The sequence below is a fragment of the Nostoc sp. genome, from assembly GCF_036917355.1.
GTDB lineage: Bacteria > Cyanobacteriota > Cyanobacteriia > Cyanobacteriales > Nostocaceae > Nostoc.
Genome location: NZ_JBALDP010000008.1, coordinates 24,975 through 47,027, shown reverse-complemented (window position 1 = coordinate 47,027; position 22,053 = coordinate 24,975). Strand labels below are relative to the sequence as shown.

The 22,053-nt window shown below is 41.4% G+C and carries 20 protein-coding genes; 11 read left to right on the top strand and 9 right to left on the bottom strand.

The window, feature by feature from the left end; genetic code table 11:
• Positions 1-228: 228 nt before the first annotated feature.
• From V7K53_RS01990 to V7K53_RS01980, 3 genes are all read left to right on the top strand, one after another.
• Entirely contained in the window at positions 229-486 is a 258-nt protein-coding gene (locus V7K53_RS01990; protein WP_335195997.1) for a hypothetical protein, read from the top strand.
• Positions 476-901, top strand: coding sequence for a PIN domain-containing protein (locus V7K53_RS01985; RefSeq protein ID WP_335195996.1), 426 nt, complete (start codon positions 476-478; stop codon positions 899-901). Before V7K53_RS01990 ends, V7K53_RS01985 begins: the two co-directional genes overlap by 11 nt.
• A gap of 229 nt (positions 902-1,130) precedes the next feature.
• Entirely contained in the window at positions 1,131-1,601 is a 471-nt protein-coding gene (locus tag V7K53_RS01980) for a hypothetical protein (RefSeq protein ID WP_335195995.1), read from the top strand.
• A gap of 53 nt (positions 1,602-1,654) precedes the next feature.
• Here V7K53_RS01980 and V7K53_RS01975 read toward each other — a convergent pair whose 3' ends face one another.
• Positions 1,655-3,703, bottom strand: a complete 2,049-nt coding sequence (locus V7K53_RS01975; protein ID WP_335195994.1) for an elongation factor G — start codon at positions 3,701-3,703, stop codon at positions 1,655-1,657.
• A gap of 327 nt (positions 3,704-4,030) precedes the next feature.
• Between V7K53_RS01975 and V7K53_RS01970 the strand changes: the two genes are divergently transcribed.
• The 3 genes from V7K53_RS01970 to V7K53_RS01960 all read left to right on the top strand — a co-directional run bounded on the left by V7K53_RS01970 (position 4,031) and on the right by V7K53_RS01960 (position 6,000).
• Positions 4,031-4,894, top strand: coding sequence for a tetratricopeptide repeat protein (locus V7K53_RS01970; protein WP_442940462.1), 864 nt, complete (start codon positions 4,031-4,033; stop codon positions 4,892-4,894).
• A gap of 81 nt (positions 4,895-4,975) precedes the next feature.
• Complete coding sequence (locus V7K53_RS01965) at positions 4,976-5,530, top strand: phosphate-starvation-inducible PsiE family protein (protein WP_190240812.1); 555 nt, start codon at positions 4,976-4,978, stop codon at positions 5,528-5,530.
• A 224-nt stretch (positions 5,531-5,754) separates the two neighbouring features.
• Positions 5,755-6,000 (top strand): hypothetical protein, encoded by a 246-nt coding sequence (locus V7K53_RS01960; protein WP_335195992.1) that lies wholly within the window; start codon positions 5,755-5,757, stop codon positions 5,998-6,000.
• Positions 6,001-6,283: 283 nt separating this feature from the next.
• Here the strand turns inward: V7K53_RS01960 and V7K53_RS01955 are convergent, their stop codons facing one another.
• The 3 genes from V7K53_RS01955 to trpS form a co-directional block, all read right to left on the bottom strand.
• The gene (locus V7K53_RS01955) at positions 6,284-7,111 is read right to left on the bottom strand and encodes an Rpn family recombination-promoting nuclease/putative transposase (RefSeq protein ID WP_335195991.1); all 828 of its coding nucleotides are present in this window, start codon (positions 7,109-7,111) and stop codon (positions 6,284-6,286) included.
• Between the two features lie 127 nt (positions 7,112-7,238).
• Entirely contained in the window at positions 7,239-8,168 is a 930-nt protein-coding gene (locus tag V7K53_RS01950) for a methylenetetrahydrofolate reductase (protein WP_335195990.1), read from the bottom strand.
• Positions 8,169-8,226: 58 nt separating this feature from the next.
• Positions 8,227-9,237 carry a tryptophan--tRNA ligase gene (gene trpS / locus V7K53_RS01945; RefSeq protein ID WP_335195989.1) on the bottom strand — a complete coding sequence of 337 codons (1,011 nt, stop codon included), beginning with the start codon at positions 9,235-9,237 and terminating at the stop codon, positions 8,227-8,229.
• A gap of 1,034 nt (positions 9,238-10,271) precedes the next feature.
• On the opposite strand from trpS, the gene V7K53_RS01940 reads away from it, so the two are divergent.
• Both V7K53_RS01940 and V7K53_RS01935 read left to right on the top strand, forming a co-directional pair.
• Positions 10,272-11,852 carry a B12-binding domain-containing radical SAM protein gene (locus tag V7K53_RS01940; protein ID WP_335195988.1) on the top strand — a complete coding sequence of 527 codons (1,581 nt, stop codon included), beginning with the start codon at positions 10,272-10,274 and terminating at the stop codon, positions 11,850-11,852.
• A 542-nt stretch (positions 11,853-12,394) separates the two neighbouring features.
• On the top strand, positions 12,395-13,297 hold the full coding sequence (locus V7K53_RS01935) for an XDD3 family exosortase-dependent surface protein (RefSeq protein WP_335195987.1): 903 nt from the start codon (positions 12,395-12,397) through the stop codon (positions 13,295-13,297).
• Between the two features lie 136 nt (positions 13,298-13,433).
• Here V7K53_RS01935 and V7K53_RS01930 read toward each other — a convergent pair whose 3' ends face one another.
• The gene (locus V7K53_RS01930) at positions 13,434-14,300 is read right to left on the bottom strand and encodes a calcium-binding protein (protein ID WP_335195986.1); all 867 of its coding nucleotides are present in this window, start codon (positions 14,298-14,300) and stop codon (positions 13,434-13,436) included.
• Between the two features lie 85 nt (positions 14,301-14,385).
• Positions 14,386-15,645, bottom strand: coding sequence for a glycosyltransferase family 4 protein (locus V7K53_RS01925; protein WP_335195985.1), 1,260 nt, complete (start codon positions 15,643-15,645; stop codon positions 14,386-14,388).
• A 151-nt stretch (positions 15,646-15,796) separates the two neighbouring features.
• On the opposite strand from V7K53_RS01925, the gene V7K53_RS01920 reads away from it, so the two are divergent.
• Complete coding sequence (locus V7K53_RS01920; protein ID WP_335195984.1) at positions 15,797-16,537, top strand: DUF429 domain-containing protein; 741 nt, start codon at positions 15,797-15,799, stop codon at positions 16,535-16,537.
• 37 nt (positions 16,538-16,574) lie between these two features.
• Positions 16,575-17,042: a DUF29 domain-containing protein gene (locus V7K53_RS01915; RefSeq protein ID WP_335195983.1), complete on the top strand. Its 468-nt coding sequence runs from the start codon at positions 16,575-16,577 to the stop codon at positions 17,040-17,042.
• A 69-nt stretch (positions 17,043-17,111) separates the two neighbouring features.
• Here the strand turns inward: V7K53_RS01915 and glgP are convergent, their stop codons facing one another.
• On the bottom strand, positions 17,112-19,676 hold the full coding sequence (gene glgP, locus V7K53_RS01910; protein WP_335195982.1) for an alpha-glucan family phosphorylase: 2,565 nt from the start codon (positions 19,674-19,676) through the stop codon (positions 17,112-17,114).
• Positions 19,677-20,306: 630 nt separating this feature from the next.
• Positions 20,307-20,630 (bottom strand): hypothetical protein, encoded by a 324-nt coding sequence (locus V7K53_RS01905; protein WP_335195981.1) that lies wholly within the window; start codon positions 20,628-20,630, stop codon positions 20,307-20,309.
• Between the two features lie 663 nt (positions 20,631-21,293).
• Here V7K53_RS01905 and V7K53_RS01900 point away from each other — a divergent pair.
• A complete protein-coding gene (locus tag V7K53_RS01900) occupies positions 21,294-21,458 on the top strand; it encodes a hypothetical protein (protein WP_179063512.1) in 165 nt (54 codons plus the stop codon).
• A 142-nt stretch (positions 21,459-21,600) separates the two neighbouring features.
• Here the strand turns inward: V7K53_RS01900 and V7K53_RS01895 are convergent, their stop codons facing one another.
• Positions 21,601-21,756, bottom strand: a complete 156-nt coding sequence (locus tag V7K53_RS01895) for a hypothetical protein (protein WP_335195980.1) — start codon at positions 21,754-21,756, stop codon at positions 21,601-21,603.
• Between the last annotated feature and the right edge of the window lie 297 nt (positions 21,757-22,053).

The following is a 22,053-nucleotide window of genomic DNA, read 5'->3' as shown; positions in this document are numbered from 1 at the left end:
CGGTTTCCGAACTATTCCTCAAGCACAACGCGCACTCTCCAACCAACTCGATAGAGTTTTTTCTTTCTTTGTATGAAACCACCCTGCTCCCCGCAGGCGGGGAGGGGAGACGAAGCGTAGCTTTGGCGGGGTGGGGTTCTTGGGGTTTAGTAAGTAATCAAGCGGACATGATATAATGTATAATGTATAATGTATAATGTAATGTATACATTATATATAATTTAAATTGTGTCGAGTAAAATTCGTAAGCAGATTTATATTGAACCGCATCAAGAACATCTGCTAAAAGCGATCGCCCAACAAGCGGGTGTAAGTGAAGCAGAGATTATTCGCCAAGCTATTGACCTTCATCTTGGTGAAATAATTGCACCCCAAACCAATCTTGCAATGTGGGAAGCCGAAAGAGAATTTATCGATCAAATCAAAACTCGACCTGCTCAACTTGGAGGTCGGGACTGGCAGCGTGAAGACCTCTATGAACGGTAGGATTCTACTTGATACCAACATTCTCGTTTACATCTACGATCCACTAGATACCGCAAAACAGGAACGCGCGATCGCACTTACTGACCAATTGATTCGTTCTCGTAAGGCGGTAATTAGTACCCAAGTGTTGGGAGAGTTTTTTATGGCCACAACCCGGACTCGGCGATTGTTGTTAACTCCGGCTGAAGCCCTGGTGCGAATGCGTAACTATTTAGCTGCTTGCCATGTCGTTGATATTACACGGCTCATTTCGTTAGAAGCAATTCGCGGTGTAGAAACTCATCACTTCGGGTTTTGGGACGCGCAAATTTGGGCAACGGCGCGACTTAACCAAATTGAAGAAGTTTACACTGAGGACTTCACATCAGGTGCGACGATTGAGGGCGTGCGGTTTACGAATCCTTTTATAGATTGAAAAAGATTCCCGACTTATTGAATGAGTTGGGAATCTCAGCCTTGGTGATAAGCTAATCGGTATTTAAGTTGCATAAAAGCAGGGCTGAAGCCCTTACTACAAGCGAATCATTCTGGAAAAATGAATGACGATTAGCTTATTTACAAAAACAAAGTTTTGTTATTTTAGCAATATTTTTGGGAAAACTATTACTGTAGCTTCTCTTTTAAAACAAGATTGAAAAATAGTTATGGATTTAAATGGATTAATTTGGACTAAAAACGTAAAACCTTTAAATGGTGAAGATTGGGCTTATCAAAGCATATTTACTATACATCCAGAATTAAAGATTTTTGCTTTACATTGGAGAAATTTAGAAAATAGAGACGAAATAAATGCCAAGACTCCACAAGAAGATGAACTGATAATTTTAAGACAACGTAGCAAAGTAACGCACGTTGTTAAAATGGTGAATAAGCAGCTTTATCCTGATGGAAATGCTGGAGAGGAATTTAATATTTATCGTCTTGTCCAGGTGATTTGGATGACGGATAATTGGGAGCATCCTCCAGAAAACAACAAAGTATTTGATTGTTCCATTTCTTTTCCTCGATTTGGAAAAGCAATAAAATTGGAAAATCTACAAAAGTTCCAAACCCGTTGGGGTAAAGAAGGATTAGCATTTCAACAGCACGTCCAGAGTGTATTAAATATTTATTAACAAAAAGCCCTGCACTTTTAAATGCAGGGCTTCGATTTTAAAAAAATCTAAAATTACTTGCCGTTGCCGTTACCACCATTGCCATTGCTATGAATGACACGTTCGGCAAGCTTTTCCGGCACTTCTTGGAGATGGTCGTATTCCCAGTGGAAGGAACCAACGCCCAAGGTGAGCGATCGCAGCTCTACAATAAAGTTTTGCATCTCAGCTTGTGGCAAGTATGCAGAGACATTATCCCAGCCTTGCCAATCGTTTTTCCCCTCATAGCCTAAAATTTGCCCCCGTCTACCACTCAACAGTTGCAGCACTTTGGAAGTAAATTCACTTGGTGTTGTCACTTCCACCCGCAGAATTGGTTCTAACAGGGTAGGTTCCGCTTGGGGTATCCCCGTTTGCATTGCCAATCGGGCAGCTTGTTTAAAGGCTTGTTCGGAACTGTCAACGTTGTGATACGAACCATTAGTCAGAGTTACCGCCAAATCCACTATTGGGAAACCCAAAGGCCCATGTGTGAGAAATTCCCGCACGCCCATTTCTACGCCAGGAATGTACTGTTTCGGAACCACGCCGCCGACAATGGTTTCATTAAAGTTGAAACCTGTACCGCGTGGTAAAGGCTTGATTTCGAGAAAAACATCACCAAACTGTCCGTGACCACCGCTTTGGTGTTTGTAGCGCCCATGAACTGAAGCCACTGTTTTGCGGATGGTTTCTTTGTAAGGCACTTGCGGCAAGTGGGTTGTCATCGGCAAGTTATATTTACGGCGCAGTCTGTCTAAGGCGACTTGTAAATGAATCTCGCCTTGACCCCAAAGAATAACTTCGTGGGTATCGCCGTGTTGTTCCCAAGCAAGTGAGCAGTCTTCTTCTAATAACTTGGTGATTGCACTGCTGAGTTTAACTTCATCGTTGCGCTTTTCTGGTGTAATGGCGAGAGCATAAACTGGTTCCAACTCTACAGCTTTGGGTAATTTTATTGCCGACTGCTGTTCTATAGAGATTGTATCGCCTGTCTTGATTCCTTCTAAACGGCTCAATGCAACAATTTCACCAGCACTAACTTGGTTAACTGACTGCTGTTGTTGTCCCATGAGGCGGTAAATTCCACCAGTGCGAATGCCATTGAGAACGATGCCATCAGTTAATTTGCCCCGCCAAACACGCACGAGAGAAAGTTTGCCACCTTGGGGAGTGTAGTAAGTTTTTAATACCTGCGCTAAAGCTGTATCACCTTTTATGTTTTTTAAACGACGTTCTGCTGTGGTTTCTGGTTCGGGGGCTTCTCGTAACAAGGCTTCTAATAGAGGTCTAACACCATAATCTTGTTCTGCCACACCAAAGAAAACGGGCACTACTAAATCTGCCCCTAATTCCATTTTTAAATCTTTGAGGATTTCTTCTTGGGGTGGTTCGATGTCTTCTAAAAGTTCTTCGAGTAAATGGTCGTCAAAATTTGCAAGGGCTTCGAGCATTTCTGCCCGTGCTATATGTTCTTCTTCTTTTAAACTTTCGGGGAAGGGAATGGGGTCAGCAGGTGCGCCTGGATGATATTGATATGCCTGTTCGCTCACCATATCGATAAAGCCGGTGAGTTGTTCCCCATTCATGATCGGATATTGATGCGCTACCAGGGGACGGCTAGATACTGCTTTTAGGGCGTGCAACGTTTCTAAAACGTGAATATTTGCCCGATCCATTTTGTTGACAAAGACGAGGTGGGGAATTTCCCAATCGTCTAGGAATTTAAATAGAGGGGCGAGGGTGAGGACGCGATCGCGGATGGGTTCGCAAACTACAATTGCTGCATCGACTCCGATTAAAGCATTGTACGTCTCTTGGGCAAATTCTACGCTTCCCGGACAGTCAAGAAAAGTGAAGCGAATGCCGTTATACTCAGTGCTAGCGGCGCTGACTTCTACACTCATGTGGCGATCGCGCGACTCGGCAGCACTATCTCCCACTGTATTGCTGTCCTTAATATTGCCTTTGCGGGAAATTGCCCCTGTGACAAATAACAAGCTTTCTAGTAAAGTGGTTTTTCCACTTAAATAAGGCCCGACAATTGCAACGTTCCGCGAACCCGATTTTACTTTTTCGTTCATAAAAACCTCCCTTGCGGTAATTCATTCATAACCGCATGATTCTGTATATATCAAGGGATAAAAAAATGGTTCTCTGGAGTCAAAATTACCCCTTCTTTAATTTGTTATTATGCTCCTTTTAATCGAAAGTTAAAAAAATTGTAGCCTGTCGTAAGATTTAGCTTAAGAAAAGTTAAGCATCAAAAATTTTTATGCTGAATCAAAAACTTTTGTAAAAAACTTTTTATCAAGTAAATTTAACTGAAAGTGTTGCGAGTCAGAAAATCAATGAGATTATCATTCTTTAAATATCGCATAGCAGGGTTAGTAAGTTTAACTTTGCTGATTATGAGTATTTCCTCTCCCTCTCTTGCTATATCTCCTCCTGTCGCCTCAAAGCTAGCACAATCTAATCCTAAAACTGCTGTTGACTGGTTAAACCAAGGATTACAGGCAATTCAGGCGGGAAAGGTACAAGATGCGATCGCTGCTTTTAAACAAGCGGCTAAATTAGATCCGGCATTAGCACCAGCACACTATAATCTGGGGCTAGCTTACCGACAAATGGGGCAATTACAACCCTCTGCGGATGCATTTTATCGAGCAACGCAAGCCGATCCAAAATTTGCTCCAGCTTTTGCTAATTTAGGCGGAGCGTTGTTAGAAGGCAATAATTTCAAGTTAGCTAACGATTATTTGCAGCGCGCCTTAGAACTCGATCCCAAACTCGGATTTGCGCACTATAACTTGGGGTTAGTACGAGAACAGCAAGGAGATTGCGAACGAGCGATCGCATCTTTTAAAAAAGCTGTACAATATAGCAAAAATGCACCAGAACCTCCTTACCATATAGGGATGTGTTATCTCCAAGAAGGTAAACTCGATCAAGCAAGAAGTGCATTTTATCAGGCATTAAAAATTAATCCCAAGTATTCAGAAGCTTTCTACAATCTCGGCTCAATTTTTTTTCAACAAAGTAAATTACAAGAAGCATTAGAGGCTTTTAGAAAATCAGCCGAAGCTAACTCTAACTATCCCAACGCTTATTATGGTGCTGGGTTAGTTTTTATGCAGTTACAGCAATATAGCGATGCAGTACAAGTATTGCAATTTGCTAGAGATTTATACAATGCTCAAAAAAATCCGCAGTGGGCGAAAAATGCCGAGCAATTGTTGCAACAAGCACAAAATTTAAATTACCAACCTCGCTGAGGCGAAAAAACTTAATATTGCATAACATAAAACTATTGGGTTGACTCGCTGGTGTTGTCTGAACTTGTCCCGATTGGAAAAATGTACATGCAAAAGCGCCAGAAAAGTCGATTTTTATTTAGCGATCGCTGGCTCGATCGGCAATCAATTGTTCGCAACATGGAAGCCTTTCAAGACTTAATTGTGATTGTTTTGTGTTTGGGTTTGTTTGCCGTCATGCTAATCCAATTGTGGGGGATAGCGATCGCCCTCACGCAGCCACTAGACTATAAACATGTGACTGCAAAAATACTATTTGTGTTGATTCTAGTCGAGTTATTTCGACTATTAATGGTCTATTTGCAAGAACATAGTATCTCTGTAGGAGTGGCAGTTGAGGTAACAATAGTATCTTTGCTGCGAGAGGTAGTAGTTCACGGAGCGCTGGAAATTTCTTGGGTTAATACGCTTGCAATTTGTGGTTTGTTGTTTGTTCTGGGTGGACTACTCGTGGTATGCGCTAAAACGCCACACATGGATTGTATGAGCGCTAACACTAAGTTTTGTCCGGTTGTGTATAGGGGAGGTAGGGAACGGCAAAACGAGTTGGAATTACAGTATTCACGTCAATGTGATGAGAATCAACCCCTTGGATAAATTGTTATGAAAATGGGGAGTGGGAGAGACGTGATTAATCGCGTCTGTACTGGGGAGTGGGGAAAATACTTTTCCCCACTCCCCACTCCTTTGTGTGAGGCTGTATCAGGAAATTATTTTTGCAAGGTACTTCCGACGTATTGAAATATACTCTTTTTGGAAGATGAATCGCTCTTTCAGGGTGAATATAACGTTAATTAGAAATTCTAAAAGAGGTTCAAGCAATGGCTACAAATACAGGTCACGGACAATCTCAAACAGCGATTAGCGACTTGGAGTATGATTTTGTCACTATTTTGCACAACAAGGCTGAAGCTGTTAAAGCTTACGATACTTACATCAAAGATGCAGAACAAGTAGGTTCTCAACCTTGTGTAGAGTTGTTCCAAAAATTGCGGCAATCTGATATTGAACACGCACAAGAGATTCGCCAACATCTACAACAAGTGCTGCAACACGGTAAGATGTAACCCAGGTTTTAAGTTCGTAGGCGTAAGCCCGTCGTAGACATCGCTTCTGGTTTAGCTAAAACAAAAAGAGGCGATGTCTAAAATAGGCTATGACGCTCTCTATGAGACGCTAAAAGCGTAGCTTGCTTCTCTGAAAGAGTACGCGGACTCGCTAACGCTTCTCTACGAGACGCTGCGCGTAGCTTGCTTCTCCGTTCGCGTAGCGTTCCGCAGGAAAGGAGTACGCTATCGGCTTCGCAGTTGCTTATTAAATTAGAGGCAAGCACTGCCCACTATCAGATGGCTAATTTTGGGCTGCTTGCTGTACTTGCGCCACCGTTAAATCTAGAGCCACCGCCACTTGCTCTACACTCAATCCCAATGCCAACAATCGGGGAATAGCTTCTAACTTAGCTTCCTGGCGACCTTCTTGGCGACCTTCTTGGCGACCTTCCTGGCGACCTTCTTCTAAGCCGTCTTCCTTGATTGATTGATACATCCGTGTTTTTTTGAATTCGTCGTCTATACCCAACATTTCTGCTAACTCCTCTCGGCTTAACCGGGTAAATTTGTACAACAGAATAGTCTCTATCAATTCTACAATTTGCTTGCTGGTAGATTCATCTGCCAGTTGTTGCCTTGCTTGTAAAATCAATTCTCTACCTTTGTCAACGGCTGTCTCTTCTCTTTCGATAATTAATTTAACGATCGCAACTTGAAGTAAGTTCTCCCTCGTATCTAATTCATCTAGATAAATGCGTTGCACTTGTGAACTATCTAGCAGCAATTGATATGGTAGCCGATCGTTTGGATCTAAACTTCGTTGTGGATAGATGACAACAGCACGCCAAAAATTGACTGATTCGTTTTGACGCAAGTAAAGGAAGATTTCAGCAAAGAAGCGTCTATAAAAAGTTGCGTCTAATTGAAACTGAACTTCAACAAAGTAAAGTGGTTGGTTTGTAGTTTCACTTGTGGGGATGAATACCCCATCAATCCTAAAAGCAGTTTCTTTTAGCTCGACTGAAACAAATTGATATGCGTTGACATTGACATTCGTGTCGCCAATTATGGCAAAAAATATGCTAGGAAAAGCTTGAAATAAGCTATAAAATATTTTATCAGTTTGCACCTAGATCTAGTCAAGCGAACATTGGATATTGAAAGTCTATCAAAAATAGTGTAAACGCGTCTGTTTCAGTAGAAAAAAAAGCAGATGGTTATTTCCATCTGCTTTAAAAAAAGATTCATTCTCTAATTTACATAGATACCAATTGATTCACTGGAGCAATCCCAGCCAAATCTAAAATTGGCGCGATCGCATCTTCACGCTTCACCGCCATCATGTGAACTCCTTGGCATAATTGCCGCGCTATCTGCACTTGCTCGGCGGCAATTTTTATCCCTTCCTCAAAAGGGTCTTTGGCTTTTGCCAATCTATCAATAATATGTTGGGGAATATCTACACCCGGAACACATCTATTAATAAATTGGGCATTTTTTGCTGATTTCAACAGAAATATTCCTGCCAAAATTGGTTTTTTATAACCAGCAGCAATCGTATCCATAAACTTTTCTAGTCGCTCAAAATCTGTAATCAATTGACTTTGAAAAAACTGCGCTCCAGCTTCGATTTTGCGTTCAAATCGACTTTGTAAACCCGACCAACTTTTACATTGCGGATCTACTGCTGCACCAACAAATAAATCTAACGCTCCATCAGTCAAGGGTTTTTCATTACAATCAACACCTTGATTCATCTTCCGAATCAGTTGCAGCAGTCGCACAGCTTCTAAGTCAAATACTGCTTTGGCATCTGGATGATCGCCTGCTTTTACTGGGTCGCCAGTCAAAGCTAAAATATTACGAATACCTAAAGCATGAGCGCCCATCAAATCAGCTTGTAAACCGATGCGGTTGCGATCGCGGCAAGCAATTTGACAAATCGGCTCTATGCCATTCTGTGACAAAATCACCGACGCCATTAACGAAGACATCCTTAACACGGCGCGGCTACCATCAGTAACATTGACGGCATGAACTCTCCCCTTAAGAGTCGCCGCCATTTGAATCATGTGCGCTGGATCTCCCCCCTTTGGCGGCGCTACCTCGGCGGTAACTAGAAATTCACCTGCTTGTACAGCTCTGCGAAAGTCATTTAAACCTGTGGGGCTGTGGGTGTGATGCATAACATTAAGCTTTTCAATTTCTTAAATGGTATAACAAATCACACCTAAAGGGGAAAACTTATAGAGGAAGAGAGTAGCCTAAAGCAGTTTTGACTTGTGATAAAGTTTGATTTGCGATCGCTCTAGCTTTTTCCCCTCCATCCCGCAACACAGACTCCAAATAGCTTTTATCCGCCGTTATCGAGTGATATTTTTCTTGGATTGGTTTTAGAGACTCAATTATCGTGTCTGTCAACAATGGCTTGAATTGTCCCCAGCCCATATCCTGACACTCAACGGCCACATCTTCCTTTTTCTTCCCAGCAAGCAATGTATAGAGCGTTAACAAATTATTACACTCTGGACGCGCTGGATCGTCAAAAGTCAGACCCCGAATCGGATCGGTTTTACAACGCTTAATCTTGTATTGAATCTGTTCCGGTGAATCTAGCAAACTGATCCGGCTTAACTCCGAAGGATCGGACTTCGACATTTTGCGTGTACCGTCTGCTAAACTCATCACCCTAGCCCCTTCCTTACGAATCAAAGGGTCTGGTAACTTCAGAACTGGTTTATCTGGTTTACCAAATTGGTGATTTAACCGAGCTGCAATATCGCGTGTCAATTCCAAGTGTTGCTTTTGGTCTTCACCCACTGGCACTTTATCCGCTTGGTAAAGCAAAATATCCGCTGCCATCAGCACAGGATAATCCAATAAGCCTGCACTCACATTTTCTCCTTGTTTAACAGCCTTTTCCTTAAACTGAATCATATCTTGCAGCCAGTTTAGAGGTGTAATGCAGTTGAGCAACCAAGTGAGTTCACTGTGGGCCGAAACGTGAGATTGTACAAAGATAGTGGAGTGATTTAAATCAAGACCACAAGCTAAATAGAGAGCAGCAAGAGTGTAGGTATCAGCCGCCAACTGTTTTGGGTCGTGTGGCACTGTAATCGCGTGTAAATCAGCCACAAAAAGGTAATTTTCGTATTCGCTCTGACCTTCTACCCAGTTGCGAATGGCTCCCAAGTAGTTACCTAGATGGTAATTGCCGGTTGGTTGAACTCCAGAAAGAACACGTTGCTTGCCCATAAATTCCAACTTAGTTATCTCAAATCCGCGCTATGTCAAGTGGCGATGTCTGGCGACAAGTTGCTTGCGCCTACGCAAAACTCATTTAATTTTGACATTTTCCAGGTCAACTCGCCGTTGTGGAATGAGAGATTTTAACTCAACTCCGATTGCTATAGAAACTGTTCACAAAGGAAAACGACAACTTAGGGACTTGCAAAAAATAAATTATCCCAAATTATTTCTAGATTTGTAGGGGCGCAAGGCCTTGCATTGGTGTCAACTTAACGTGAAAGCCAACCTAGAACCAGCTTTTACATATTGTCTCGTTCCCAGTTGGAGACTGGGAATGCTATCCTAGAGGCTCCGCCTCCCTTGCTGGCGGCAGAGCCGCTTTTGAGTTGCATTTCCAGCCCAGAGGCTGGAAACGAGACTTGAAAAGGGTTTCAGCTTAAATTGACACCCATGAAGGACTTGCGCCCCTACTTTCGACTTATAGAGTGGGCGTTGTAAAGCTTGACTGTAATCTGTTGTAAATAAAAAGTCGATGCAATAGCATTGCAAAAGGTTGCATTTACATAACACGGCAATAGAAATACCAAACTGTAAAACGCCGTAATGAAAGCTTTTTCTCCTCATCAAAGCAGTTTATGTACTTTTGATTTACAAAAATAGACAAAATTTAAATTTTTTTCAGAGAGAGTAGCAGTAATCTCAACATTATGAGTTAATTTTTTCACTCAGGAGAGCCTGCTGATGAAAGCTTTACTACTCTGGTCTATAAAAATGCTCAATTACTTCTGGATTTACTAGCAGACGATTGGTCTGGCAGTTTTTATTTGCATAAATCCGCCATTAGATTTCATGACAACGGCGGTAATTCTGCTAGCTGACTACAAAATTATCTTTGCCGATGCAAATGTCTATCTAAAAATAGATAGAGCAAAAATAAAGCTAGTGGGATCGTAGCATCATCTCTGCAATTACCATCCAAAACCCGGATTTGTCAAAAGTAAAAAATTTTTCAACCAAAATTTAATTAGAGGACTACAGCAATGAAAGTACTCTTACTTTACCCCCGCTTTCCTAAAACCTTTTGGTCTTACGACGAATTCATGAAAATGGCGGGACTTAAAGCATTTATCCCACCACTAGGGATTCTGACTGTTGCCGCTATGCTACCAACAGACTGGGAAGTTCGGTTTTATGACCGCAATGTTAACCAAGAAACAGATGAAGATTGGCAATGGTGCGACATCGTGATTCTTTCTGCCATGCTTGCACAGAAAGAAGATTTTCTTGCCCAAATTCACAAAGCAGCGCAACTGGGGAAAAAAGTTGCTGTGGGTGGCCCTTATCCAACCTCAGTACCAGAACCAGCCCAAAAAGCGGGAGCTAACTATTTGATTTTAGATGAAGGAGAGATTACAGTTCCGCAATTTTTAGATGCGATCGCTAAAGGTGAAGAACAAGGAACCTTTCGCGCCCTGGAAAAACCAGATGTAACCCAAAGCCCCATCCCTCGCTTTGATTTACTCAAGCGAGATGATTACTTAATGATGGCAATCCAGTTTTCTCGCGGTTGTCCTTTTGAATGCGAATTCTGTGACATCATCAATTTATACGGTCGCAAACCACGCACCAAAGAACCCAGTCAAACCCTAGCAGAACTCCAAACCCTCTATGATTTAGGCTGGCGCGGATCTCTGTTCGTTGTGGATGATAACTTCATTGGCAATAAGCGCAATGTAAAACGTCTTTTACAAGAGTTAATTCCGTGGATGCAGGAACGCAATTATCCCTTCACTTTCCTGACAGAAGCTTCCGTCAACCTAGCAGAAGACACTGAGCTATTAGAATTAATGGCTAAAGCGGGTTTCTACGCAGTCTTTTTGGGTATTGAAACACCAGACCAAGATAGCCTGCAAGTGACTCGTAAGTTTCAAAATACCCGCAATCCCCTGTTAGAAGCTTGTCGTACCATCAATGAAGCTGGATTGTTAATCTATGCAGGGTTTATCATTGGTTTTGATGGAGAAAAAGCTGGCGCTGGAAAGCGAATTGAAGCTTTTATTGAAGAAACCAGCATTCCTCAACCAATGCTAGGTATACTGCAAGCCCTTCCCAATACTGCCCTCTGGGAAAGACTAAAACGAGAGGAGCGATTATTAGAAGGATTTGGAGGTTTAGAGGTGGGGGATCAGAATTCCTTAATGAATTTTGTTCCTACGCGTCCGATGGCTGAAGTTGCTAAAGAATATTTAGAGGCAATTTGGAGAATGTACGAACCCAAAAACTATCTCCGACGTTGTTTTGAACAGTGCCTGAAGATTACACCTAATCCTCAACTACAGCAGACGATGTATTTTCCTCCTGGCAAAGGACTGCGACTACTTGTACATTTACTCTGGCGACAAGGTTCGCAACGGCGGGAAATTCGGGGTCAATTTTGGCAACAGCTTTGGGCTATTATTCGCACCAAGCCCCAATTTGTGAATATGTATTTGGGTTTATGTGCTGCTGGCGAGCATTTTTGGGAATACCGCCTTTTAGCTAGAGAGCGCATTACTGAGCAGTTAGGATTTGATCCGTTGACTACGCCTACCCCTGTTGAAAAACCATTAGTGAGAATTTAAGATTAGTTGATTATTGAGCGATCGCCCTGCCTTAAATTTTAGTTCAAGTCTTTCCCTCTCAGACCCGGAGAGGGAAGGTCTTGTATAGTCAAATATCTTAATGTCTGTTTTCACGGCTAATTAGATGGATGCTACATAACTCATCGAACTTACGTTCTCTCTACGTCCTAACCTTCCAGGCGGCAGTTGCTTCTACGTAGAAACCCAAAAGACCCTATTTAATAAAACATATCAACCTAATTGAAATCAAGGATATAACAATAAAATAATTAATGGTTTATTAAAAACATATATTTTTATATCATAACCTTACATATTTCCACGTTATTAACCGGATATTAAATTATCTTTCAGATATAAAATAATCCATTACTACAATCTGAGTAGCTAAGTACAATACTGAGTTTTTAGATATAAATAAGCAAAATAATTTACGAGATTTTTTCAAAACAAATCATCTTGAATATTACAGAATTTACATAAGTTTGGTTAGGCTTTTGACAGATAAAAATCATTGCCTAATCGAAGATATTCTCATAAATATGAAAACTCTAAAAGTTCTTCTTGCCACTACAGCCATCAGCGTAAGCCTCCTGAGTCTATCTAATCAACAAGCAAGTGCCGGCCAACTCGTCAATGGATGGAACTATAGTATTGATTCCTTCCAGGATGGTTCTGGAGGTTCAGTTTTTGATATCAAAGGTATGGCAGTCAAAGACTCCGGTGATAAAATCTATGTTGCTCTTACAGGCGGGATGCCTCTGAGTGGCACAACCGATTCCAATGACTACTGGAATCCAGGTCATTCAGTCCATATTGGTTGGAGCGACTTATTCTTCAATTTCTCAGGCAAAGACTTCCAAACAGCTAGTCAAAGTGGTCAGCTATTTGGTGTGAGGTTTGCCGACTATAACAATAGCTTGGCAACAGGAGTTTACCAAGGAGTCCAAGCAAAAAGTACCACTATACAACATGGTGGCTACAGTAACTTGAAGTGGTATTACGACTGGGGCTGGGGTCAGAATAATACTCAAGGCACAGACTTAGCGACTACACAAGACGTTTACAACTATTACTACGGCTCTAATGTCGCTCAGAATCCTACTTGGGATAATACACCGATTCTCAACGCTATTGGGTCAGGTACGAAAGTTGGAAATATCTCCATGCTCAACGATCAGCAACTTAATAGTGCTGGACTAAATTTTGGTAACTTTTCTGCCAATGGGCAATACACTATTGGCTTTTCCTTTGATAAGGCTTTAATGGGCCAGGGTAATTATGTTAGTAATATCTTCTTGGAGTGTGGTAATGATGGAGTAGCTCTCAAGGGCGATCTCAAGTCCGTACCAGAATCAGCCGGAACAATTGGTTTACTCTTAACAGGTTTGAGTTTTATAGCCAGCCAACTTCCACAGCTTCGCAAGAAAAAACAACACGCTTAAATAAGTTTGTAGCTATTAGTTGGGTGGGCATTGCAATGCTCACCCTATTGTGTTTATTCATATAAAACTATAAAATAATAAGTAAAAAGATATTTAACTTTTTACTTACAAAGATGGTCAAACTCTTAAATTAAATCTACCTTTCTACCAAACCTACTTGTCCGCCAATTAACCCTATAAATCCAGTTCCAGAGTGCTGAATCTCCAAAAAACTTGCTTGCTCCGGTGAGGTTTTGTAAATCCGAAATGTCTTTATAATTCCTAAGGTGGCAGCACTTTCTAAAGGCCCAACAAAACTGATATCCCGGTCAAGGAAATAATTTTGATTCGCCCAATGAGTCATCTGATTTGCATTCAAAAAATAGCAGCCTGCATGAGGATTGAGGGCACGACGAAAGATAATTGGTGCATTCATAATTGTACCCTTAAGTTCCGGTTGCTCCTGCACATTTTGAAAGGGAGCAGTTACTCGCAAAGCCAAATCCCCATCAATGTAAGCTTTGTGAACCAACGCATAAGGGGAGATTTCATAACGATTTGGCTGGAGCAAATTTAAATCACCCGCTTGTTGAGTAAACCAATTTAATTTTATAAAAAACCAAGGATCATGGATAATTAAGTCATCTTCCAAGAAACAGTAGTAATCATATTGACCGAGACAACTTTGTAGAACAGCTTGGCACTCAAATCCCAAAAGCAGAGGTTCTACATCAGTAGAATGATGCTTATATAAATGGGATGGTAAAGGAAGCTGATTCAAAAGATGATTATCTTTGGTTGTACAAATAACAATATCTAGTTCGTGAGACTGCGGCTGGTTAGCGGGAAAAGCTATTCGTTGAGCAATGTTAATGATACTTTGAGATTTACCAAATAATTGGTGTAAAGCAGCCAAGCTATTAGTTAACGCCTGCAACCGGGGTTGCGGGTCTTTGCGTTGGGAAGCGTGACGACCCTCACCGCTAGGTTTGAAAAAATGGGCAATGGTAAAAAGAATTCGCATTTTAAATATCGCTTTTTATTTCTCTGTCTTTTGTCCTTTGTCCTTTGATGGTTGTAACTAATGACCAATGACTAATGACTAATGACTAATTTTTGCCAAATCCTTTAGAAACTGAGCGCTTTTTCAAACTATCAGAACTTTTACCAGCGAACATCCATTGCAAATGCTGTGGTAACAGTTTCGCGAAATCATAACGCTTGATAATTGTCTCTCGCGCATTCGCACGAATTGCTTGCATTTCTTGAGGATTATTCAGCGCCTCTTCAACCCTATTAGCAATATTCTGAGGAGAAAAGAAATCTACCAGTAGTCCATTTACCCCATCCTGTACGACTTCCAATACTGGCGCAGTCTTAGAAGCTACTAGTAAACATCCTGCTGCCATTACTTCTAACATTGACCAGGATAAAACAAAAGGACGAGTTAAATAAACATGAGCAGAAGAAGCTTGCAAAACCTGAAGATACTCATTGTAAGGAAGCCTATCTGTAAAGTGCAGCCTCGATAAATCCAAAGATAATTTTTCTAACATTAATTGTTTATAAGTCTGCCCATCAGGAAGATTCTTCCCATAAGCCACCCTATCTTCTCCCACAACTACTACATGGCACTTAGGTCTTCGCTGCTGAAGTAGCGCCACCGTTTCCATAAATTGCGGAAAACCTCTATAAGGTTCCATCCCTCGTCCCACATAAGTTACCAACTCTTCCACATGAGAAAGATCCAGATTTATTCTTGGTAAAACTAACTTTGCACCTGGTTTGGGGACAAAATAATTGGTATCGACACCATCATGAATTACAGTGAGTTTGCTATGATATTCTTTGGGAAACTGCTGACGCTGCCAATTAGTTGGAGAAAGACCGCGATCGCAGCTATATAAATCAGTTAAAATCGGTGCATTTTTCACGCGGATGCGGCATTCATCATCAGCATTCAATGGATCGTTGGGATCGAAATCTGCATCGGAACCGTGAGCGTGATAAAACCACTCGAAATAACATAATAATTCTGCTTTGGGGAAAACATCTTTCATAAATAAAGTCGGCCCCCAACCAGAATGACCATAAACTATATCTGGAAAGAAACCCTCAGCCTTTAATTTTTCTGCCACGCGATAGACAGCCTGAGCGGTGAGAACAGCATTTTCCAGGTTGCGAACGTAGTGGTGAGTTTGAGCCGCAGCTTCACGAGAAGGAGTATAAATAGCTTTAAAAACGCCAGGTATTTCCCCTTCCCGACGATTTGTCCCAAAGACGACTTGGCAATTAGGATCTTTGCCTAAAACTGTCGCTAGGTTGCGAAATTGTGAGGGAAAATTGGGATGTAAAAATAAAACTTTCATTGGAATAATCTTGATTAACTTATTGCCAGATAAAATAAATTAAGACAAGCTGCTTAAGATTATAAGATTATTTATCAAAATTTTTAGCAAGTAAATTTAGGTAAATGGTTGCCCGAAAATGCGAAAATAATCGCAAATTCGTGTTATTACCATGAAATTTCTTGGCATTGATTTAGGGTGGAAATCTCAACCAAGTGGATTGTGCTGTTTAGAATGGATAGATGGACAACTACAATTACTCGATCTAGACCGCAAAGATGCCATTGCAGACATCCTCACCTGGATCGATAAAAGCGTCCAAGCAGACGAACCAGCCATCATCGCTGTAGATGCACCTACCCTCATACCCAACGCTAACGGGAGTCGCCTACCCGACAAACTTAGCCACAAGCACTTTGGCAAATATCATGCGGGATGCTACCCAGCTAATCAAAACCTACCCTTCGCAGAGCGCACCATCAACTTTGGCTTAGAATTAGAATCACGCGGCTTTGCCCACGCCCCCACCATAGAACCGCAAAAACTCAGCAGATATCAAATAGAAGTCTTTCCCCATCCAGCAATAGTTAACCTATTCAACTTAGAACGCATCCTCAAATACAAAAAAGGAAGACTCACTGAGCGCCGCCTAGAACTAATCAAACTCCAAAATTATCTTCTTGATATCCTCCCCTCTCTTTCTCCTCCTCTGCGTTCTCTGCGCCTCTGCGGTTCGTTTCCTCTTGAAATTCCTACCACAGGCGCAGCCCTCAAAGCAGCTGAAGATAAACTAGATAGCCTAGTTTGCGCTTACGTTGCTGCATACTGGTGGTATTGGGGAGAACAACGTAATTTGGTACTTGGCGATCGCACCACTGGCTACATTATCATTCCCCAGAGAATATTATCCTAAAATTGTAATATCCTAAGATTTAAGTCGAGGAAGTTTTATGCAAGGAGTTAGTTCTAACTTGAGTTTAAAAGAGCTTTATGAAATTGACGATCATCTCTGGTTAGAGGAAACAATCAAGCTATTGAAAGCTAACCATTTAGAAGAATTAGATTTAGAAAATTTAATTGAGGAGCTAGAAAATTTGGGTCGTAGAGACAAAGCCAAGGTTGCTAGTTTATTAGAACAAATTATTAGACATCTTTTACTCCTACAATTCTGGACACAAGAATCTCAATATAATTCGGGACATTGGAAAGCAGAAATTAGAAGCTTTAGGAATCAATTTAAACGTAACTTGACAATGAATTTATATCAATACTTAGACAATGAATTAGCATCAATTTATGATGATACTTTAGGGTATGTAATTGAGAAAACTGAAGGTAAACTAGATAACTTACCTCAGTATTGTATTTATACCTTAGAACAGCTATTAGATATTAATTATCTACCTGAAAACGTGTAAAACAAAAGGCGTTGCTAAACTTAAATCAGCAACGCCTAATCTTGATTATTCAAAAATTAATCAGCACTCTTATTCTGCCCAAGCAATCAACCTTGGTTCATAAGGATTAGCCAGGTGTGGATTTTTCGGCAATACACGCAAAGACAAACCTTGTAAACCAGAAGCGGTATAGATGATATTACCAGTGTAAATACTCAATTGCTGTCCATCTTCACCTTGGTAATCCATCACTACTGGCACAGCGTTGACAATCTCACCATTGGCATCGATCGCACCTTGATATAACTCCACCTGCACATCATCATTCGTCAAAGTTGCTAAGTCAACCTTGGCTTTGACAGCAACGGTTTGGTTAACCTCAATGTCTGAAGCTGCCGATACATCAACATCTTTGATTCTGATGTTGAACCAGTGTTCGCTCAGTTTTTCTTTCCAAGCGGCTAGTTCTTTCGCTGGGCCATAGTTATCAACAGTCAGGGTATGATAGCGATCGCTAGCCGGAAAATAAGCTCTCCCAGCATATTCTCCTACCATCCGCGCTGTATTAAAGAAGGGACAATTCAACCGAATTGCATCCTTCATTTTGGCAACCCACGGACGGGGTAAACCATCAGTATCCCGATGTTCATAAAATAGCGGTACAACTTCCTTCTCTAACAACTCGTAGAGAGCATTTGCTTCTACTTCATCTTGGTAGTTAGGATCGTCGTAATTCTCTCCATGTCCAATCGCCCAGCCTGTGCGGACGTAATCAGCTTCATCCCACCAGCCATCTAGCACACTTAAATTTGGCAAGCCATTCATTGCGGCTTTCATGCCACTAGTACCAGAGGCTTCCCGTGGACGACGCGGTGTGTTCAACCAAATATCGCAACCTGCAACCATCAACCGGGAGATGTGAATGTCGTAATTGGGAACAAACACTACCTGTTTTTCTAAATGCTGTTCGCGGATAAAGTGATTGATCTCGCGGATAAGTTCTTTACCGGGGATATCTTTAGGATGTGCCTTACCAGCAATCACAAATTGCACTTTCCGGTCTTTGTTAGCCAGCAGAAGCCGCTTAATCCGATCCAAATCGCGCATCCAGAGGGTGGCGCGTTTGTACGTGGCAAAGCGACGAGCAAAGCCAATGGTGAAAGCGTAAGGATCTAAAACTTCTTGGGCTTGGACAATTTCGGAGGCGGAAGCGCCGCGATCGGTCAAATGCTTAACTAAATGCTCCCGCACATACAAAATCATATCCAAGCGGCAGCGTTCGTGATTGCGCCACAATTCCTCATCAGGTATGGCGTCCATCCGCTCCCATAATGGGCTATCTGGTGGTGCTGATGACCAATTTGGGCCGAGGTAGCGATCGTACAATTCTTGAGTCGATTTGGCAACACAACTCCGAGCATGAACACCATTGGTAATTGCGGCGATCGGTACTTCTTCCACTGGCACTTTCTGCCACAAGCCCTGGAACATTTGCCGCGATACCACACCGTGGAGTTGTGCGACACCGTTAGAAAATGTTGCCATTTTCAGCGCCAGCACCGCCATACTGAAAGGCCCAGATAAATCACCTGTATTCTCGCGCCCCAGTCCTAAAAATTGCTCTTTGGGCAACCCAAATATCTCTGCGTAATATCCCAAGTAGTGCAGCATTTTCTCAGGAGCGAACAAGTCAATTCCTGCCGGTACTGGTGTGTGGGTGGTAAAGATATTACTGGAAGCAACCACCTGTCTAGCTTGGACATAATTCAGTCCCTCTTCCTGAATCAGCAAGCGGATGCGTTCTAGGGCAGAGAAGGCAGCGTGGCCTTCATTCATGTGGTAAGCGGTAACTTTCAGCCCCAAAGCTTTGAGCATTTGCACACCACCGATCCCCAGCATGATTTCCTGGTGGATACGCATATCGATGTCGCCACCGTACAGCTGATCTGTGATGTCGTGGTCGTAAGTGTTGTTTGGTTCAATGTTGGTGTCCAGCAGATACAGAGGTACTGTTCCTACCTGTACGCGCCAAACTCTGGCATATACCTTGCGTCCTGGATAATCTACCGCAATCCGCAGTTCAGAACCATCGGCATTGCGCTCTAGATGCAAGGGCATATTGTAGAAATCGTTGAGCAGGTAGCGTTCTTGTTGCCAGCCATCAGCATTGAGATACTGGGCAAAGTAGCCTTGCTGATAGAGCAAACCTACACCGACAAGCGGTAAACCTAAGTCACTGGCAGATTTGAGGTGATCCCCCGCCAGAACGCCCAAGCCTCCAGAATAAACGGGCAAACAATCTACAAGTCCAAATTCCGCCGAAAAATAGGCGTAGCATTCTTTGGGTTTCTGCTCCCGTTGTTTCTGATACCAGGTGCGCTCTTGCAAATAATCGTCTAACTGACGGTCAGCTCGATCCATTTGCGCTAAAAAGCCTTCGTCTTCGACAACTTCCAGAAGCCGCGATTGAGAGATCGTACCCAGCATTAACACCGGGTTATGATGGCTAGACTCCCACAGGTCAGAGTCTAAGCGACGGAACAAGTCTTTACTTTCAACGTTCCAATCCCAGTGTAAGTTATATGCCAGCCGCCGTAGTGGTTCGAGTCGCGGCGGTAGTGAAGGAGATACATTAAATGTGCGAATTGGCTGCATAGGTTGGCAAAACTCCAAGTTTAGCTATGGTTATTGTTTACTCTCTTTACCAATGTTGCCAATTCTTTATACAGTAGTTTGTGAAAAAGCGATGACTTTGTTAAGCATTGAGAATTATTTTTAACCTCGTTGCTAAAGTTTACACCAAGGTGTTTCTAATTCTATGCCTTACTCTGAGCCATGTACTTGGTATATTAAAATTTAATCATTGACTGGTATGTATCACTTAAAAAAATTTAGTTTTGAATAAATAATTTATATTTATTTTAGTATTGCTTCCGGGGATCGATTTGAAATTCTTGGCTGAGGGTGAAAATTCCCCATAGCTGTGTCCAGTAAAGTGAAATTTTTTAATTATTTTTTAATGAAATTGCGCTGTCAAAGAAGGCTGTCGCGATAAAACGAGTTTCAAAAGCCAAACATGAAAATCTTCTAAAGACTGGGATTTCTATTCATGTACTCTCAAGCCAGGAGGCAGAAAGGAAACCCTATAAATAATTAATCGGATGAAAACCCTACCAAGCAATTAACCAGGAAAAGCGATGCGTGCGGTTTTTGCTAGCCTACGCTAACTACTTGGTATTAAATATTTGCACTAAACCGGGGAAATAAGTTATAAATGTGTTGTTATTATGCACCTAGTGAAGGCTGATCTTTAGTGTTTTTTGTCATTGTCAGAGCTACAGCTGCTGCATAAGCGAGTTCTGCTGCCATTTGATAAGCTAGTTTGATACTTGATGAAGTGTCCTTGGCTTTAGGAGAGGGGGAAGCTTTTTTTCGGCGCGACTCTTGTTTAACATCACCTGCTGCAATAGCTCGCTGTAAAATGATCCAGGCATCTAGGTCTTCTGAGTCATAATTACCTTGAAGCTGCGATCGCAGTTGATCTTCGGCTACAACACTCAGATAGCCGATAGTTAGAGCTTCTTGTACGATTTCTTTAATTAAAGCCATAATTTGAACCAAGTATGTGAGTTAAAACCGATACCTCAATTTGAGAAATTAGATGTTTTTTTGTAGATTTATCCTCGAAACTAAGCTACTTTTAGCTTTCTTTTAATAAAATTTATAATGAGTAATACCAAGCACGCATCACCCGCTTGGCTCACCCGAATGGGTGATTTATAAATTTTTAGATACTTATTAGATACAAGTAATAGGGAAGAGAAAAAATTTTAGCTACTTTGGCTTTTTAAGAAAGAGGGTGTCACAAGTATAGTAGATATCATTCTGAGTTGAACTCCCAATTATAAAATAGTAATCGATAGAAATATAGACCAAAATGCCAATAACTACTTACAGCATTTTTAAATCTCCCTCCTTAATGGATGCTATCTAAATGTATAAAAATATTTCAGAGTAGCGTCGTAGGCGTAGCTTGCTTCTACGTTCGCCCAGCGTGCCGTAGGCAAGTGGTACAATATGGTTCGACTCCGCTCACCAGCCGCTCAGTGACTATTGTAGGCATCGCTCTAGTAAAAAAGTTAACTTATTTCCAGCATTATCATCAACAATAAATCTGGAAATCAACTTATTTCATGAGAGTGTTCCACTAAAAATAAAATGTGTTATCGTTAAAAACAATTGTTATTAAAAACCATTCATGTCATTACAAACGTGAATTGGCTAGTCTGTAAATCATCCGTGTGCAACATGATTGGAGCAGCATACTCTAGAAATTCGTTGCAAGAAAGCCGTCATAGCAGTCGGGGAAGCGCTTACTTGTTTGCACCGATGGTTAACTTCAATGTGATGGCTGATGTAGGAGATAATCCACCCTAATTGGATTTTATTTGGGCACAAATACCCAGAAAATCCAACAATAATTACATTGTCATGCTAGGCATAAATTTTATCTAAACTTTGAATATAGTCTAGTTAAATGTATTTTTTGTTGCAAAAAAGCTTGTGAAGCTGAGTTGTTTCAAAAGACTAAAACCGCTTGAGAGGAAATAGCCTCAAGACAAACAACACTATCTCTATTTACTTTAGGAGTGCTGTTAGCAGTAGCAAGCTTTTCAAATTTGCCAGAGAACCAAAACAGTAGTCTATCTAAATCAGCAAATTTTCCATCAGACACTTTAAAAGTCTGAGTTTTGATCCGGCAATGCACTGAAATTGTTTTGTTAATTGATTTTGTGAAAAATAAGCCAAAGTTTTACGTGCATATAGTACAAAATCTAATAGCGACTTAACGTAATTGTGCATAATACTTGAGTAATTATACACACCTAACCTCAAGAATTGCTTGCATACTCAAAGCCAGACTCTGGTTTTTCAAATGTTGGAAAACCATCTAAAAATCTTGGGGAATTTTGGTGATACTGCTACCTTAGCTCATGTATTAATACACACGGAGCCTATTGGTATTGGCAAA